This window comes from Pseudanabaena sp. CCNP1317 (genome assembly GCF_034931345.1).
In the GTDB taxonomy this organism is placed as follows: domain Bacteria; phylum Cyanobacteriota; class Cyanobacteriia; order Pseudanabaenales; family Pseudanabaenaceae; genus Pseudanabaena; species Pseudanabaena galeata.
The window spans coordinates 1-17,723 of record NZ_JAYGIF010000069.1 but is presented as its reverse complement, the minus strand read 5'-3'; the positions used below and the strand labels follow the sequence as shown (position 1 = coordinate 17,723).

The window sequence follows — 17,723 nt, the reverse complement described above, 5'->3', positions numbered from 1 at the left end:
TCCGAGCTTATCTAACATTGAAAACAGCATATCCAAAGTAAATTTATCAATTTTTCCATTCACAATGTCCGACACACGCGGCTGAGTAACCGCCAACCTTTCAGCCGCTTCCTTTTGTGTCCAACCTCTATTCTCAATTATGTCTCGAATCATAATCGTCAAGTCAGCCTTCAAAACCGACTTACTAGCGACTTCAGGCTCCTCGATCGCATGAAACGGACTTTCGTAAAACTTGATCGACATATTTTTTTACATATATCTAAAATACTAGCAAATTATACAAAATTTTATATAATAAGTCAAATATAGATTTGGCGATCGCCTATAACAACCTTGCTAAAATAAGCACAACCCACAATTTTCAAAACATAACCAATGAAATTACCCTATTGATTAGAAAAACAACTATGAACGACATCCATGAATATGACCTTGTTGCTTTAATCGAACATGCGATCGCTACGCATAAAATCACTCATCAGCAAATCCTACTGCGACGGGGACAAATGGGAACAGTTTTAATGTCCTTTGATGACCAAGCATTCCTAATCGACTTTACCGATAAGAAAGGCAATACCTTCGCCATGGAAACAATCGAAACTGTCAAGCTATTACGCCTTATCAATGAACCTGAATTAGTCTATTCATGACTATACCCATGACCTTCACAGCAGTCCTAGAGAACATAGCCCGATCGCAAATCGCCACAAAAATAGGCGAGAAACTCAAAACAGCTAAAAGCATATCCCTATCAGGACTATCTCGCTTAGGCAAAGGACTGGTTAGCACCCACCTATGCCAACAACAAACCAAACCATTACTCATCGTCACCGCCACCGTCGAAGAAGCAACCCGATGGGCTTTACAACTCCAGTCCATGTCATGGCGAGTCTATCTATACCCTCCCCTTGATACATTTCCCTACGAATCTAGCCAAATCGATTTAGAAACCGCTTGGACAAGGATTGAGATATTAGCAGAATTGCTTGCCAAACCACAGCCTAACCTAGCGATCGCTACCACCATTAAAGCGCTACAGCCCCATCTACCATCCACTCAATCCTTCCAAAAACATAGCATCTATCTCAATATCGGCGATTTGCAATCGGTTAAATTACTTGCCGTGGCTCTGGCAAGATTGGGATATGAAGAAGTCAAAGAAGTAAAAGAATCAAAACAATGGAGCCACAAAGGATTTAGTTTTGAGGTTTTTCCAGTTAATCGAAATCTACCTGTGCGCCTAAGTTGCAATCGTGGCACTGTCGAGAAAATCAGAGAATTTGACCCCACTAATCCCAAAAGCTTCACTGACCTATCCAGCATAGCGATCGCTCCTGTCGATTTGCATGAGTTTGTTTCTGCTCACAAAGCCACATTACTGAATTACTTACCCAAGAACTTCATTGTCAACCTTGATGAACCCGAACAATGTCAGAGCTATGGCGATCGCTGGTACGAAGCGGCGGATGAACTTTATCAAAATCAATCGCAAGCCGATACACCGAAACTGCATTGGGACTTTGCTAAATGCATGACTGAGGCGAAGAAGTTTCAGATGCTTCAACTTAGCGAGCGATCGCTTAAACCCAAAGCCAATATTTTTGATTTTGCCAGTGCCGCTATTCCCATAGTTCCCCATCAGTTTGACCAGATTGCAGCGCTCATTCGTGAATATCTCAAATCGGAATATCAAGTCACGCTGATTTCGGCTCAACCTTTGCGCGTGGCAACTTTACTCAAGGAATATGACTGCATTGCTAACTTTGTCAGTGATCATGATGATTTACAGTCAATTGCGCGAATTCAGAAAGCTGGTAAGCCTGTGATTTTGAAATATTCGGGACTGATGGAGATGCAAGGCTTTGTTTTGCCTAGTTGTAATCTAGCTCTCCTAACCGATCGCGAGTTATTCGGACAGCAACTATTAGCCTCGCCAACTTTTGTGCATCCCTCACACATAACTTCTGCTAAGTCAGTTAATCCTGACGAACTAAATGTTGGTGATTATGTCGTGCATCGTAAGTATGGAATTGGTAGGTTTACGCGCTTTGAAACCATTGAAGTGAAAGGAGAAAAGCAACCGCATTACATCGTTGAGTTTGCTGATGGTAAGACTGCGGTGGCGATCGCACCAGAGAATGAGAAGATTCTCTCCCGCTATCGCAGTGCTTCTAATAAGCCTCCTAAGTTAAATAGCATCGCCAACACAAAGGCGTGGGATAACGCTCTCAGCAAATGCCAAAAAGAGATTTACAAGTTAGCAAGGGATTTACTCCAACTCTATGTCCGCCGCGCCAATTTAGTCGGCTATGCTTTTCCAACCGATACCGATTGGCAACAGGAGATGGAGGATTCTTTTCCCTATCAACTCACACCCGATCAGGTCAAAGCTGTTCAAGATGTGAAGCAAGATATGGAAAGCGATCGCCCAATGGATCGGCTGGTTTGTGGTGATGTCGGCTTTGGTAAAACAGAGGTGGCGGTAAGAGCAATTTTTAAGGCGGTTTGTGCGGGTAAGCAAATAGCTCTGTTAGCTCCCACCACGATTCTGGCGCAACAGCATTTTCATACGCTCCAAACTCGGTTTGCGGCTTATCCCTTCACTGTAGATATTGTAAATCGGTTTCGCCCTGCGAAGGAGCGCAAGCAGGTTTTACAAGAAGTTGCGGATGGTAAGGTACAAGTCATTGTCGGTACGCATCAACTTTTGTCTAAGGATGTGGAGTTTCACGATTTGGGTTTGCTGGTGATTGATGAGGAGCAACGCTTTGGGACTTTGCAGAAGGAGAAAATCAAGGCGATGAAGGGGGATGTGGATTTGTTGACTTTGAGTGCTACGCCAATTCCGCGTACTCTCTATGCGGCGCTTTCTGGGGTGCGGGAAATGAGTGTGATTGCGACTCCTCCTCCTTCGAGGCGATCGATTCAAACCCATTTGTCTGCTTATGATGCGTCACTGGTGAAAACGGCGATTCGCCATGAGTTAGATCGTGGTGGTCAGGTGTTTTATGTCGTGCCGCGCATTGAGGGGATTGAGGCGATCGCTGTTTCTTTGCAAGCCATGTTGCCGAATGTGAGATTAGCGATCGCTCATGGACAGATGCAGGAGTCGGAGTTAGAGGCGGCGATGGTTGCTTTTAATAACAATGAGGCGGATATTCTCCTCTGTACCACGATTATTGAGGCGGGTTTGGATATTCCGCGTGTGAATACGATTGTGATTGAGGATGCTCATAAGTTGGGTTTAGCGCAACTTTATCAATTGCGTGGTCGCGTTGGTCGGGCAGGGATTCAGGCTCATGCCTATTTGCTGTATCCTCCTAATCTTGAGTTGACGGATGCGGCGAAGAAGAGATTGGATGCGATTCAGGAGTTTAGTCAGCTTGGTTCGGGCTATCAACTGGCGATGCGCGATATGGAGATTCGTGGATTGGGGGATCTCTTGGGAGAGGAGCAATCGGGTCAGGCGGATGTGATTGGCTTTGCGCTGTACATGGATTTGCTTCAGGAATATATCAATGAGTTACGGGGGAAGATTTTGCCTGAAGTTGCGGATACTGAGCTTCAGTTACCGCGTTTGGTGGCTTTTATTCCTGATAGTTATATGGCGGATAATGAGACGAAGATTAATGCTTATTTGACTTTGGCGAAGGTGAAGTCGAAGGAGGAGATTCTCAAGTTGGCTGCGGTTTGGGAGGGGTTGTATGGGGCTTTGCCTGAAGAAACGCAGGTATTGCTCAGGGTGATGGAACTGAAGTTGGTGGCGCGTAAGGTTGGGGTGTTTCGCATTTATGCTTCAGAGAATGGGCGAGATCTGTTTCTGGAATCGAAGCTGACGGATTCGCTTTGGGAGTTGCTTCATGCGAAGATTCCGATTGAGTTCTATTATCGTTTCTCTTTTGAGAAGGGCAAAATTAAAATCACGAGTCTGGCTCTTCTGCCTGGGGATAAGCAGGTGCATTTCTTGATTGAGTGGTTGGGCTGTTTTTTGAAGTAAGCTTTGGGCGATCGCTACAACATTACGCTCTAATCTTAAAATTTTTGATATGTGGCTTATTGGTGAGCTATATTTGATTTGTGCCACCTGATCAACCAGTAATCTAGCCACTGCAAGCATTTACATGGATAACGAGCTTTACAAGATTTTTGAGAAGACTTACTTCAATCATAAGTATTATTTGAAGGAGTTTAAGGGGGCTGGGGCTTTTGGTGCGGTGTTTTTGGCGGATGAGTTGGTGGGTGGTACAAAAATTCAGGAAGTAGCAATTAAGGCGATTCGGAAAGATAAGATGCCTTCGGATATTATTGCTAAGGAGTTAGTAACGGCGATTAGGTTGAAGCATCCTAATTTGATTAATTGCATCACTTCTGAGGAGGGACGGTTAAAGCATTCGATGTTTGATTATGACTGTTTTGGTCTGGTGATGGAGATTGCAAGTGGAACACTAGAGGATTATTTGCAAGCATCGAGGGTTTTACCAGCTATTGAGGTGAGGGAGATTGTTGAGGCGATCGCTTCGGGACTTGTCTATTTGCATGGTCAGTCGGTAACGCATCGGGATCTGAAACCTGCAAATGTGTTGCGGGTGGGGAATGTTTGGAAAATCTCAGATTTTGGAATTGCGCGGCAGATGGGGCGAGAAAGTGGCACGATGACGACTAGCTTCACGGGGACACCAATTTATATGCCGCCAGAGGTTTATGCTGCTTATTCGGAAGATGCACCAATGAAGGTTTCTCCTGCTTGGGATATCTGGTCTTTGGGTGTGATGATTGTGGAAATGCTGACGGGGGCGTTGCCGTTTGATGGGGTGACGGATATTTGGAAAATGAATATCAAGATTAAAGGGGATTTACCTCAGCTTTTTGATTCGATTGTTCAGAATTGCTTGGTAGATGCCCCGAAACTACGATTGTCTGCGAAAGAAATATTAGAAATTCTGATACCGAAACAACAAAGAGACATTTTGCTGTCTCAAGTATCTATACCAACTCAGCCATTAGTATTATCTCAATATCGAAGAGACTCTGCTGGAATTATTTTAGAATTACCAAATAGCCAAAAACTGGAACTTGTAAAGATTCCAAGTGGTCAACTAATTATGGATGGAGGTCGTGAGATTAACCTCGATGAAGAGTTTTGGATGGGAAAATATCCAGTTACGCAAGCACAATATCAAGCAGTAATGGGCAGCAATCCATCAAAATTTAAAGGTGACGCTCAATTACCTGTAGATAGCGTATTTTGGAAGAATGCAGTGGTTTTCTGTAAGCAACTATCAAGACTCACAGGACGAAAGATCAGACTTCCAAGTGAAACTGAGTGGGAGTATGCGTGTCGAGCAGATTCAAGAACAAAGTATTATTTTGGTGATGATGATAAAGAATTAGATAAATATGCTTGGTATGGCGATAATTCAGGACAGAATCCGCACCCAGTAGGAAATAAGCTTCCAAATAAATGGGGGCTATACGATATGCACGGCAATGTTTGGGAATGGTGTCAAGCAGATTTATTAACTAGCGAAGACTCAGATCGCCAAGCCGTTCGTGGTGGTGGTTGGAATCGCTACACTGATAATTGCCGATCTGGTTATCGTGGTTATTATCCTGCTGCTGACAGAGACTCTGATATAGGTTTTCGCGTAGTTCTATTTTCTTAACTGAGGGTACTAAATTGCAAATAAATCAAGTGGCTACAAGTACTAGCCTAAAACTTGATCAATATTTTTTGAGGAGCAATTCGGGCATCTAGCAGGAGGGGTATTTTTTCGCGATTTCCATTCATAGCCACACTTGTTGCATTCCATCAATCCATACCACTTATTTGGATCATTCAATAATCTCGTTTCTTTTGCTATCGAAGATGCTATGCCAATACCAAAAGGAATTAAAAACCACCACATAAAATATGCTCCAAACTTCTAAAAATATAGTGAATAAACGGAAAAAATTTAATTAAACAACTTTCTTGGCTCGTAAATTCTCGACTTGAATTGACCTAGCCTCACCGTAAACCATTTCTCTAGCCCAATGCTCACAGTTATAAAGCAGCTTATTCCATAGCTTATCCTTAGCATCTATAAACTTCTGCCTTGACTCGTGAATACGCGCCTCGATTTGGCTGTCAGACATAGATTCAGGACGCTCTTTAAAAAGCCACTCTGCTTTGTAAGGAGTGAAATGAACATAGCCAATTCCCACCTCAGCGATCCGCCCCTCTGGTCTGATAGTCTCACCCGTAAAGAAATGAGCGACAGTATAACCATGCGGAGTTGCTCTTACAATTCCATAATGGTCATACACTCTATCCTCTTGATCTTTACTGGGATAAGTAACCAAATCATTCGGTCTGATGACATTACCATCCAGATCGCAAATATCAGGAACAGCACTCAAAAGAGAAACTAACTGACTAAGCCTTGCTAACTGAGCATCTGTAGCTTCTTGCAATCTTGTATACCAAATAGGATCGCAATTTTCTAAGAAGGGTTTAACCTCCTTGTACTTTTCATGAACCCAAGTAACATGATTTTGAAGCTTCCTAACTGCGTCATTATGTTGATTGACATCATTTCTGAGAAAAGTCTGCTCAAACTCAATTTGCAATAAATCAGCGATCGCCTCGCAGTTCACAATAATCTTACGATCCTTAGTATGCTTGGCGATTTGGCTAATCATTTTCTTGATAGTGTCACCATCATACAAACGGTCTTGAGTTTCGGCAAACAAGCGTAAGACTCTAGACGGATTTGGATTCATCAACTTTAGGTTTTGCTTTTTTCTGCTCATTTTCCTGTTTCAGTTTTGCCTCAATGAGAGTCTGAAAAGAGTCAACAGCCGCCATAGAAGAACTAACTGCCTCACCCACTTCAGCCACCTTTTTAAAATTTCCCGCCTTGTTCACCATAAAACACCCCTGTTTTAAAATTTGTGAAATCGATTAGATTCCATACTACTAGAAACTTTGAGTGATACAAACAGATTACCAAAAACAATAAATTAAACTGATTTTTAGATAAATATATTTCTCTAAATTTAATTACATGACTTTGCTTATTTTCTTGCTGTTCACTATGCAATAGATAACTGGCTATTTTTAGCTAATATTCGCAGCACCTTGTGATGTCGCGGGATTGGGGAAATCGCTATTTACCTACAACGAAATCAAAATTGCTATATAAATGGTAAAGCGATCGCTACATTTATCCGTCCTTATGGCTTATGCCTGACAACATCGACTACCTCCAAGGCATCATCGAACGCCTCACCTTTCACTCCGAAGAGACAGGCTATACCGTAGCGCGGCTAAAAGTACCCAAGGCTCAAGACCTAATCACCGTAGTCGGTAACTTTGCCAATATCCAAGCAGGACAGACTCTTGCCCTAGAAGGCACATGGCGATCGCATCCTAAGTTTGGTGACCAATTCCAAGTCACTCAATACCGTGAAACCAAACCCGCCACGATTACAGGAATTGAGAAATATCTGGGCAGTGGTTTGATTAAAGGCGTGGGACCAGTCACCGCTAAACGCATCGTCACTCATTTTGGCTTGGATACCCTTGACATCATTGAAAATGAGATTGACCGTCTGATTGAAGTTCCTGGTATTGCCAAGAAACGAGTGAAGATGATCAAAACAGCTTGGGAGATGCAAAAGGCGATTAAGGAGGTCATGGTATTTCTGCAAGGACATGGAGTATCCACCACCTATGCAGTCAAGATTTTTAAGCATTATGGTAATGATTCCATTCAGACTGTTTCCGAAAATCCCTATCAACTGGCGACGGATATCTATGGTATTGGTTTCTTTACGGCTGACCAAATCGCTCGGAATATCGGCATTGAAGTTAGTTCAGAGTTTCGCAGCATTGCGGGTATCTTTCACTGTTTAGGGGAAGCCGCCGAAGATGGTCATTGCTATTTACCGCGCACGGAACTAGAGGAGAAAGCCATCAAACTGCTTGCCCTCGAAGATTATCAACCAGATCCTGAAACTATCTCTAAAATTGTTCTACAACTCTCCGTTAACGATCGCTTGGTGATGCAAGGCTTAGAAGGAGAGTTCATCTGCTATAAACCTACTTACTTCCATACTGAACAAAATCTTGCCGAACGGGTTTATCAATTATTGCAACACAAACATCATCCAGATCCTGAACGAGTCAAGGCTTGGATCGATCGCTACACTACCCAAAGAAATATCCAACTCTCGCCCAAACAACGCGAAGCTGTAGAGATGGCGGCAACTTCATCGGTGTTAATTCTCACAGGTGGACCGGGGACAGGTAAAACTACCACCACCCGCACGATTGTTGCGCTCTGGAAAGCGATGGGTAAGGAGATTGCTCTCGCTTCACCAACGGGTCGGGCGGCTCAACGATTACAGGAAGTCACGGGCTGTGAGGCTAAGACAATTCACCGTTTTCTAGAGTTTGATCCAAAATCCATGGGTTTTAAACGCAATCAGGAATATCCTCTGACGGCTCAGGCGATCGGTATTGATGAAGCATCGATGCTGGATCTGTTTCTTGCTTTTTCTCTAGTTAAAGCGATTCCCTTAGGCGCTCAACTGCTTCTTGTCGGCGATACCGATCAACTTCCCAGTGTCGGTGAGGGCAATGTTCTCCAAGATTTAATTGATTCTCAGCAAGTCCCTGTAATCACGCTCACTGAGGTATTTCGTCAGGCTCAGGCAAGTCAAATTATTCAGAATGCTCACCGTATCAATACGGGTAAGTTTCCGCAGATGGAAAAGGTTTCTAATCAGCCGCAATCTGATTGCCTATGGCTAGAAATGCCCAATGCGGAAGCTGGTCAGCAGGGTGTTTGTGACATTATTACGGAATTGTTACCGAGTCTGGGCTTTGACCCTCAGCAAGATATGCAGGTTCTCTGTCCCATGACTAGAGGTGATGTTGGTACGCGTAATCTTAATGTTGTCCTTCAACAACTTCTCAATCCCCCTGATGCCATGAAGCCCGAAATTAAGTATGGCAATACGATCTTTCGTTTGGGAGATCGCATTATGCAGCAGGTGAATGACTATAATCGCGAGGTGTTCAATGGTGATATTGGCACGATTACAGGTGTAGATTTGGAGGAGCGGGAAGTCACGTTTGTATTTGGCGATCGGCAAGTAACCTATGATTATGCCGATCTCAATGAGATTGCTCTCGCTAGAGCGACGACGATCCATAAGGCGCAGGGCAGCGAATATCCTGTGGTAATCATGCCTCTGTTCATGCAACATTTTCTGATGCTTTCTCGCAATCTTTTCTACACTGGTTTAACTCGTGCGCGAAAGCTTGCCATTATTGTCGGGGAGTCGAAGGCGATCGGGATGGCAGTAAAACAAGTTAGCGATCGGCAGAGATATACTTATCTCGCGAAACGTTTAGCAAAGTTTGCCGAGCCGTAATCCTGATTCTTGCTGATAAAGTTTCATGAAAGGAATTAGATAGATTATTGCCAAGAGGTATAGTGTGGCTCAGTATAGGCTATTTCCCTCAGAGGGGAATTGTTGAGGATATGCAAAGAGCAGAGTTTATGTTTAGCAAGCTGGGAATTTGGCTGGGGGCGATCGCCTTGATTGCTGGGTTATTGCTCAATCAAATCTTTTATCCCCATAATATCGCCACCGAAATAATTAACCTAAAACGAGATCGAGATCGTCCCCTTGTCGGCAGGCTATATATTCCCGAACGAACAAAAACTCCCTATCCCACGATCATTCTCTGGCATGGCGTAAGCTCTTCTAAAGAAATGATGGAGCCACTTGCAGTAGAACTAGCCCGACAAGGTATTGCCGCTATAGCCTTTGATGCTGGCGGATTTGGAGAATCCTATGCCAGACCATTTAGCTCAGAAGAAAATCTCAAGGATGCAGGTGTGGTATTTGATTATGTAAAACAACATCCCGAACGCTTTGACCGATTACATTTGGGCATGGGCGGTCATTCTATGGGAGCCGCCACAGCGATCGCCTTTGGTTCAGAAACAGCAAGTTCAGATCAAATTCGCGTTACCATCGCTCTCGGTATGAGTGCAGAGATTAGCCGCACCAGTCCTGCTAATCTCCTGATGGGAATCGGATTGTACGAAGAGTTGCATAGTCCCGCAGCCATGCGTGAAACTTTACAACAGGGAACTGGTGAAGCAACTCAGGAATTTCAACTCAAGGGAGATTTTCAAAATGGTTCCGCTAGAAAATTGGTCATTTCCAGTACATCTAACCATTTGATTGAGCCTTTTGACCCCACCTTAATCCAAGAAGCTGTTATTTGGGCTATGAAAGCCTTTGATTTGCCTGAGAGGTCGGTATTTTTAACGATGCCATTTGTCATGTGGGGATGGTTTCTGATCTTGATCGGTTCGCTTTTAACTATTGGTTATGGTCTACGTGAGCTTAATTTCTTGAGGACAAAATTGCGCTTAGTAACAGTGGGAATGGTGGCGATCGCTGGGATTTTCCTCTGTTTGGGTATGATGGGAGCGATACCTAGCAGAATGGCAAGTAGTCTAGTCTTTCTAGTGGCAGCAGTTTTGCCTATCAGTACCTATGCCATCAATCAACCAAAGAAGCTGACATCATTTTTGCAACTGTGCGGGCTTTATGTTGGTACTATCCTCATCGCCTATGCGATCGTCTCCCTTGTCATGCGTTGGCAAGAGTTGTTGACCCATCCTGCATATCTATTAGGATTACCGCAGTTCCTTATCCAACTTCCTGTAGCAATGATTTATTCAAGAGTTCAAGAATTGAATGCGGCTATGTTTCCTGTCTATAGCAATGGACTTGTTCCTAGTTGGCAGCTTTCCCTTCTCTTTTTGCCCGAACTGATTTATCCCAGTGTGATTTTAAGTGTTGGGACTAGAGCGGCTGCATGGCTAGTCAGATGGCTGCGTCAACCACTAAAACTAGCAAAAGTAGATCGTCCCAGTAAGAAATCTCTGCAATTGCTAGGCGGACTCAGTTTAGTTTTAGCGATCGTTCTCATTCAACAGGCAAGGATGGGAACTGTCTCTATGGAATATGCGATCGTTGCCATAAGTCTACTCGCTCGGATGGCTTTATTTCCTGCTCTACTGGTTATCTTGATTGTGCGATCGCCTCAATTTCAATCATTAGAAAAACGATGCTTTTAGATGCATAAGCATTCGTGTATTCCTGATCTAAATTCATATCAGAGAGTTGATTCCGTCCAGTACAATATGGTTTAGTCCTCCGATGGAGAATTGCGGTTTCGCTCAGTGGCTTTTGGCTGATGCTGGGTACGATCAAAAATTATGCCTAGCAGTAGAAACACAACTGGAGCTACCACACCGTAGCCGATAATTCCGATATTCCGAACTTGCATATCTGCAAGTGGCACACCAATCAACCCCACAAGACTCAGTACACCACTGACAATCATAAGGTTCCTCACCGCTATCTCCAGCTTTCCTGAATTAAATACAGGCGCTGCAAAAAGCATTGAGAGGGCAAAGAACCAATCCCATGCAAGAATATCTAACGTATATGCCACAGATGGCCACTTGAATGAGAGTAGCGGAGAAATCCATGTCAATCTGGTAGCCTCAATCTGATGACCTATCGTCAGGATAACGAAGTGAACGCTGGAAGTAATTCCCGCAAGCAGGATCATAAAGATAAGTGCCGTAAGACTATATACCTTGACATCAGGGGTTGCGTAAGCGTGGACTGCGACCATGCTTACGACCATCAGGGGAACTATAATGACTATCAGTAGTTCCATAATCAAGAAGAATGGATCGCCGATTGGGTCTTGGGGCGATTTGAGCGCAAGAAATCCGAGAGCCGTTGTAACAGCGTATATCACCTCTAAAAAGAAAACAGCCCAAGCTGCTACTCTTCCGATTGCCCGATGCTGTGGTGTGAAACTTTCGTGGGACATACGCTACGGATTGCTCCTTATGTTACTTGATCAGGTAGTCTAACGGTCGGTTACAACTCACTCGTTAAGGTGCACAGAACCTTTTTTGACGAGAGAGATTTACTTTTCCAAATACTGCTATCAATTATGATAGCCATTACACAATTCAAGGCAGTATATACGTCATGAGGGAATAGATCACCTTGTATCCCTCTGAGTATTACCGCAAAGTCTAGTAGTTTCGTGATGACTTGTCCTACTTTTACTGAATTTCTTGATTCAATAAGTCTGAAACATTACCAATACTTTGTTGCTGTGCTTGAGATCGATGCTGCCAAGCCTGCTCAAATTGTCGGATATCAAACTCGCTCAAATTGGCAAACTCAATTTCCTGCCCCTTAACCTGCAAAATGATCTGGCGATCACCTCTTAAATTCTCAACTATCAGAGCATCTCTGCTTCGTTGGATACTGTAAGAATTCTTGCCTATTTCTCCAAAACTATCAGACCCTAGCTCATTGAGGATCTGATGGCAGATTACTGCAACCATCTGAGCGTGATTGTTTCTATCCTGTTCTGGGTTAACAGGGATTTCTGATTTAGTAATATTTTCAGATTGCTTTGGTTTGGGGACTTTGAGCGATCGCTGTTTTTCTAACTCAACCACAAGCTCGTTTAACAAACTATCTGACAAGCCCATCTCGTCTTGATAAGAAGACTCTATAGGCTGATTTATCGCCTTTCGATCAGCACGCATCTCTAAAATAATCGAGCGATCACGGGCTGGATCGTAACTAACCTGTAAATACTTCTGAAGTCCTCCCCAGCTAAACTCTTTACCTAGCTCATTACCTTGAATACTGTTACGTCCCAAACTGTAGGAAATACCTTTAATCTTCTTGGTGCGCGTGTATTTGACATGAGCATCTATTCCTGAATGTTTCAACTGCTCAATCAACTGGGGCATGGTCATTCCTACTTTTACTTGCTCTCTGATGACTTGCGATATGTGAGATGCCATAGAGGAAATATTAGGATGTATCCCCTGCTCGGAGACACTTTCTATCCGCTTCAAGACACGCGGTAAGGAATAAGCCTTGCCCACACTGGAACCTGCCATGCTCACTCCATCAAGTTTGTAAGCAATCCCTTTCGGTTTTCCCTTGCGATCTCGGTCAACCCTGACTTCAATCCCTTCAAGATTTAGCTTCTCAATAAAATCTAGTAGTGACGTGGTATTTACCAAAGTTGCATCGATCTTATCCGCAAGTTGCCGCTTTACCGTAACTTTGCCCGTTTCTAATTCCTTATCTATCTGACTCTTGGTTTGCTCTTGGCGATCGCATTCCCAACTTGATGGTACAGCCGCTAGTCCAAAGTCCTGCTCTAGTTTGCGGATCACATCTTGGCTGCGCGTCCAATCCCAACTGTCAGAAACTACTGAGCCGTCCATCCGCACCCGACTGGTCACGAGATGAATGTGTTCGTGATTTTCTTTATCAGTATGCTTTACAGCCACATATTGATTATTGGTAAATCCCATCTCTTTGAGATATTGGGCGATCGCTGTCTGCCAAGCATCATTGTTAAGATGCTCTTCAGGACTAAGACTGAGAATTACATGGCAAACTTTGTAATTTAATTTAGGGCGCAATTGCCAAGACAAAGAAAATTCATTCGCTAAACTATATGGATCTTTGCCATCCATATTCATACCTATGACCGCCGCACCAGTTTTTCCCATGACATAAGATAAGCAGCCTTGAAAGCTCTTTCCCTTAATAATTTTACCGATCATCCTCTTCTCCTAATTTGGGCTTTATACCTGTACTCTCCGTAATCAGAGTTCTTAGTTCGGATATTGAACCAATTGATCGCTCAATACGATGCGATATCTCATTGAGTTCTTCCAGTTGTAGTTGCATTGGGCTACCCATCATTAGACTCAAGTTGGCATCATGGGCTAGTTGGTTGATATTTGTACCGATTTTATTCAATTCATACTTGACTTCCCCCAATAGGTGATAAAGATTCCAATCTATGTTTACAACTTGTACCTTAGATGTCGGCAGATCGTATTTAAACGTTGCACATCTCACAATTTCACTGGCTTTAACATTCAATTGACTTGCTTTTTCATCTAGGATTACTTTCTCCTCTTCGGTCATTCGCACTGTAAATCTAACGGATAAGGTCATCACTGTTATTCCTAAAGTTTATCCTGCTTACTTGTTGTCAAAATATCTGCAAATCACAAAGAGTCTGATAAGCCGTAGCTATCAGTTATTTTTGCAGTTCCTATTCTTCTCCACACATTTAGATTTTAAAGTGTTAATTATCTATCTAGTTTGTTTTTTCTAAATTTCTTTGCATTTTATCATTTGGCTTGGGGGATTCCAAAGGGGGTACTCCCCTTTGGCAAGCGTAATGTTGCCGTCGAACAAAAATCAAGCGATAGCGCGATTTCTTGTCCGACGAGCAACATAGCTTGCGAGCTGTTTTAGACATACCTCAAAGCACGGGAAATCGTTGCAGATCCGCATCGATCCGCACGATTGTGGGACAACATTGGGACGATTTTGGAACAATAAAAGGTACGGTTATGGGAAACAAGTTACACAGGATTGTCACTCAACTGGTATAGATTTACAACTCAAAATATAATACTTAAGACATATAAATTACTGTCTAAGTATAAAAAGTATCCAATATAAGGATTGACTTAATACTATCTTGATAAGCGAAATTATTAGATTTCAGACATTGACAGGAATTACGCGGTTGTTAACAAATTGTAAAAATCTCATCAAGTAAAGTAGCCTAATATTCTTTCGCAATGGTTATGATTGAAAAAAGCAATAAACCGGGAGGTGAGCGAAACAATATCAAAATTAATCTGGGTTAGAGATTTCCTTGTTGAGGATATTTTTGACAACAGTTTAGGGAAATACGTCCACCCAAAAAGCATTTAAAGCAATGATTGAAGTTCCTTCCCGCTCGTCATTAGCGGACTTAGATACGGATAAACTGGTAGCTTTATCAGAGCGATGGGTCAATGAACCCCAGAAGAAAACCAACCCCAAAACCAAACTCGATATCATCCGAACCTTGGAAAGTGGGATTAGATCTTTAATCGCTTTGGGATACACCTTTGAAGAAGTCAGCAACAAACTGACAAGCGAACTACACATTGCTATCTCTGGTGAGACAGTACGAAAGTATTTACAGAAGATCGATGTGGAAAATAAAAAGGCGGCGGCAAAAGCCAAACGCGATGCTACTAAAGCCGCAAAAGCCTTGGGCGCTCCTACTCTGTCAATTTTGTCGTCTGAACCCGCAAAGTTGTCGGATTCGCATCCTAGTTCAGCACCTAGCAGTCAGAATGTTATCGGCTTGACCAAAGACATTCAACCTACAACTACCAGAATAAATTCAGACTTAAAACAGACTAATCAGGCTGAGTCTAGCAAGCCCAAAAGTATCGTCCCCAAGTCTGTCCCTGTAGACGATGACGACGATGATGACTACTTAGCACAACAGAAAATCTTGAAACACTACAATCGTTACTAGGATGTAAATTTATGGCAATTATTAACCTGATCGATGGTGAAAAAGGTGGGGTGGGTAAAAGCTGGGTTGCTCGTACCATGCTCCAATACCTTAAGGATCGTGCCATCCCGTTGGCTGGCATTGAAGCGGATCGTAGCAATCCCACTGTCCTCAATATATACAAAGACAGCAAGGCTGCTTTTTTCTCTGAAAACGAGAAAATGGCTGATGTCCCTGATTCTATTTTTGACTATGCGCTCAAGAAAACTGTCGTCGTCAATTTACCCGCTCAAGCCCATCGCGCGGTATCACAATGGATTAACACCAAAGGCTTACTAGACTTGGGCAAAGAGCATGGCGTAACTTTCATCAAGTGGTTCGTTAGCGACGGGGAAAGTGACTCAATCGAGCTATTCATTGAGTCTCTGGAACATTACCAAGGCTACATCACCCATGTGTTTATCAAAAACTGGGGTCGTTGTGATGAATGGGGCTATTTCCATGAGCATGAAGCAATCCAGAAGGCTATCGCAGAGTACGGGGTAGCTGTGATTGATTTCCCAAAGCTAGGAGATGGCAGACGCATTGAAATCAATGCGAAACGCCTAACTTTTGAGGAGGCTTCTAACTACTCCGAGTTTGGCATCATTGGCAGAAATCAAATCAAAACCTTTCTGAGAGATGCTTACAAAGCCTTTGAATCCACGAATCTCTTGCCTCAAAACGTCCAGAAAAAAGAAGCAAAATCCTAGTATGAATAGCGATCCTCAACCCAAAACCTATCTGGATATTGCCATCCATGACTACGATCCCACGGTCAAAGCCAAGATTTACGAGATTGTGGCTAAGTCTGGCATTCCCCAGAACGATCCTTACATTGCGATTTTCTTGTCTAATGCCCAAGTTGCAGCCACGGTTGCTACTGCGCCCAACCTGCTCCAAAGTGCTTTAGCCAAGGGCTTTGATGTTGGTATTCAAAAATTTCGTGACTTTCTGGCAACTCTGCGCGAGACTGCGGTTAAGGAGCAGGAGGTGGCGATTAGTCAGGCGATCGCGAATATACTCAAAAACAAACAGCATCAGGAATCCCAAGGTTATTGGCGGGCGATTAGCTTGCCCTTCATTGGTTTCTGTGCGGGGATGCTGATGATTGGTTTAGCGGCAGGGCTGGTTTCGGGCTTGGCGATCGCTAAGGTTGTATCGCCTCAGCCTAGTCTAAATCCTCAAACAGCAAAGGATTTAGACTGGTTAGCTAGTGATGATGGCAAAATGGCAAAGAATCTCGTGGACTGGAATCGAGACATTTTAAAGACCTGCCTGCAAGACCAGCAAAACCTTAAGGATGCTTTGATTATTCTCAATGGTAAATACGTTACGAAAGGGTTGTGCGCTCTTTGGGTTTTGCCTGAAAGCCAGAGAGTATATGAAGATCGGCGTTGATTTTATTACACCGATTATTGATTAAAAAAACACTATAACCAATTCATTGGATATAGTGTTTTTTTAAATTAACTAAAGAGTCTCTCTAAAAATAGCTGTATTCTCAATAATGCAAGGTTGAAACCCTTGATTTATCGTTGCCATTGTCAATAATATGGAGATACCCTAAATATTAGTGCCCTCTCTGGGTATGGTGCTGAAACCTAGAGAGTATATGAAGATCAGCGTTAATTTTGTTGCGCCGATCATTAATCGAAAAAAACACTATAGCTAATAAATTGGTTAATTTGTTCTTGAAAACTAGTAACATTTATCTTAAAAATTAGTCATAGCGCAAGTTACTTAACCTTTGTATTTGAAATTAGCAGATCTAATGCATGTCCTGTTGCTTGCATATTTTCGGCTGGGATGACGGCTTGCTGCTTATTCTTTTTGGGTTTTGGCTGCCTTGGCTTCAGCTGATTGCGATCGCTGTTCTCAATCCTGCCTCGCTTCCTGATTTCATATCCATGTCTAATTAACACGGCTCTAACCGTGGAATCGCTTAGCCCGAAGATTGCGCCCACTTCATCTAGGCTCATTGGTTTGCTATATAGCTCCCAATATTTCTGGGCGATCGCACTTTCTTCCTTGAATGCCGCAGCTTTTGCTCTGCGTGCTACTTCGGAAATATCGATCCCTGCTTGGACAATGACCCGTTCTATGGTTTTACCTGACAGGTCAAATAGCTTACCCACTTCCTCAAAGTCTAACCCGCCTTCATTTACCAGTTGCCAATATTCTTTGGCACGGTTGTAGTTTTTGAGGCGCTTGAGCTTTTGGTTATCTTCACGTC

16 protein-coding genes are annotated in these 17,723 nt (G+C 43.1%); 9 read left to right on the top strand and 7 right to left on the bottom strand.

Annotation, left to right across the window (positions count from 1 at the left end; all coding sequences use genetic code 11):
- The coding region (locus tag VB775_RS14940; protein ID WP_323216842.1) for a helix-turn-helix transcriptional regulator at nucleotides 1-243 on the bottom strand (243 nt) is incomplete at its 3' end.
- Between the two features lie 164 nt (nucleotides 244-407).
- Here VB775_RS14940 and VB775_RS14935 point away from each other — a divergent pair.
- From VB775_RS14935 to VB775_RS14925, 3 genes are all read left to right on the top strand, one after another.
- Nucleotides 408-650 (top strand): DUF4926 domain-containing protein, encoded by a 243-nt coding sequence (locus VB775_RS14935; RefSeq protein ID WP_281010043.1) that lies wholly within the window; start codon nucleotides 408-410, stop codon nucleotides 648-650.
- Nucleotides 651-658: 8 nt separating this feature from the next.
- The gene (gene mfd / locus VB775_RS14930) at nucleotides 659-3,997 is read left to right on the top strand and encodes a transcription-repair coupling factor (protein ID WP_281010062.1); all 3,339 of its coding nucleotides are present in this window, start codon (nucleotides 659-661) and stop codon (nucleotides 3,995-3,997) included.
- Nucleotides 3,998-4,121: 124 nt separating this feature from the next.
- Complete coding sequence (locus VB775_RS14925; protein WP_281010042.1) at nucleotides 4,122-5,663, top strand: protein kinase domain-containing protein; 1,542 nt, start codon at nucleotides 4,122-4,124, stop codon at nucleotides 5,661-5,663.
- Nucleotides 5,664-5,958: 295 nt separating this feature from the next.
- On the opposite strand, the gene VB775_RS14920 is transcribed toward VB775_RS14925, so the two are convergent.
- Complete coding sequence (locus tag VB775_RS14920) at nucleotides 5,959-6,762, bottom strand: hypothetical protein (protein WP_281010041.1); 804 nt, start codon at nucleotides 6,760-6,762, stop codon at nucleotides 5,959-5,961.
- Nucleotides 6,743-6,910 carry a hypothetical protein gene (locus VB775_RS14915; protein ID WP_281010040.1) on the bottom strand — a complete coding sequence of 56 codons (168 nt, stop codon included), beginning with the start codon at nucleotides 6,908-6,910 and terminating at the stop codon, nucleotides 6,743-6,745. The genes VB775_RS14920 and VB775_RS14915 overlap by 20 nt, the downstream gene beginning before the upstream one ends.
- Before the next feature lie 314 nt (nucleotides 6,911-7,224).
- Between VB775_RS14915 and VB775_RS14910 the strand changes: the two genes are divergently transcribed.
- Both VB775_RS14910 and VB775_RS14905 read left to right on the top strand, forming a co-directional pair.
- The gene (locus tag VB775_RS14910) at nucleotides 7,225-9,423 is read left to right on the top strand and encodes an ATP-dependent RecD-like DNA helicase (protein WP_281010039.1); all 2,199 of its coding nucleotides are present in this window, start codon (nucleotides 7,225-7,227) and stop codon (nucleotides 9,421-9,423) included.
- Between the two features lie 128 nt (nucleotides 9,424-9,551).
- Complete coding sequence (locus VB775_RS14905) at nucleotides 9,552-11,150, top strand: alpha/beta hydrolase (RefSeq protein WP_281010038.1); 1,599 nt, start codon at nucleotides 9,552-9,554, stop codon at nucleotides 11,148-11,150.
- A gap of 71 nt (nucleotides 11,151-11,221) precedes the next feature.
- On the opposite strand, the gene VB775_RS14900 is transcribed toward VB775_RS14905, so the two are convergent.
- Nucleotides 11,222-11,716, bottom strand: a complete 495-nt coding sequence (locus tag VB775_RS14900; protein WP_281010037.1) for a hypothetical protein — start codon at nucleotides 11,714-11,716, stop codon at nucleotides 11,222-11,224.
- Nucleotides 11,717-11,741: 25 nt separating this feature from the next.
- Here VB775_RS14900 and VB775_RS14895 point away from each other — a divergent pair, with 25 nt between their 5' ends.
- Complete coding sequence (locus tag VB775_RS14895; protein ID WP_281010036.1) at nucleotides 11,742-11,963, top strand: hypothetical protein; 222 nt, start codon at nucleotides 11,742-11,744, stop codon at nucleotides 11,961-11,963.
- Nucleotides 11,964-12,161: 198 nt separating this feature from the next.
- Here the strand turns inward: VB775_RS14895 and VB775_RS14890 are convergent, their stop codons facing one another.
- Both VB775_RS14890 and VB775_RS14885 read right to left on the bottom strand, forming a co-directional pair.
- A complete protein-coding gene (locus VB775_RS14890; protein ID WP_281010035.1) occupies nucleotides 12,162-13,697 on the bottom strand; it encodes a relaxase/mobilization nuclease domain-containing protein in 1,536 nt (511 codons plus the stop codon).
- Nucleotides 13,687-14,097 carry a plasmid mobilization protein gene (locus tag VB775_RS14885; protein WP_281010034.1) on the bottom strand — a complete coding sequence of 137 codons (411 nt, stop codon included), beginning with the start codon at nucleotides 14,095-14,097 and terminating at the stop codon, nucleotides 13,687-13,689. Before VB775_RS14885 ends, VB775_RS14890 begins: the two co-directional genes overlap by 11 nt.
- A 778-nt stretch (nucleotides 14,098-14,875) precedes the next feature.
- Here VB775_RS14885 and VB775_RS14880 point away from each other — a divergent pair.
- From VB775_RS14880 to VB775_RS14870, 3 genes are read left to right on the top strand one after another with little or no spacing between them, the layout of a single operon-like run.
- On the top strand, nucleotides 14,876-15,469 hold the full coding sequence (locus VB775_RS14880) for a hypothetical protein (protein WP_281010033.1): 594 nt from the start codon (nucleotides 14,876-14,878) through the stop codon (nucleotides 15,467-15,469).
- Between the two features lie 11 nt (nucleotides 15,470-15,480).
- The gene (locus tag VB775_RS14875) at nucleotides 15,481-16,200 is read left to right on the top strand and encodes a mobilization protein MobD-like protein (RefSeq protein WP_281010032.1); all 720 of its coding nucleotides are present in this window, start codon (nucleotides 15,481-15,483) and stop codon (nucleotides 16,198-16,200) included.
- A 1-nt stretch (nucleotide 16,201) separates the two neighbouring features.
- Entirely contained in the window at nucleotides 16,202-16,888 is a 687-nt protein-coding gene (locus VB775_RS14870; RefSeq protein WP_281010031.1) for a DUF6753 family protein, read from the top strand.
- A gap of 338 nt (nucleotides 16,889-17,226) precedes the next feature.
- Here VB775_RS14870 and VB775_RS14865 read toward each other — a convergent pair.
- Nucleotides 17,227-17,723: hypothetical protein (locus VB775_RS14865; protein WP_323216841.1), on the bottom strand; the 497-nt coding region annotated here is incomplete at its 5' end.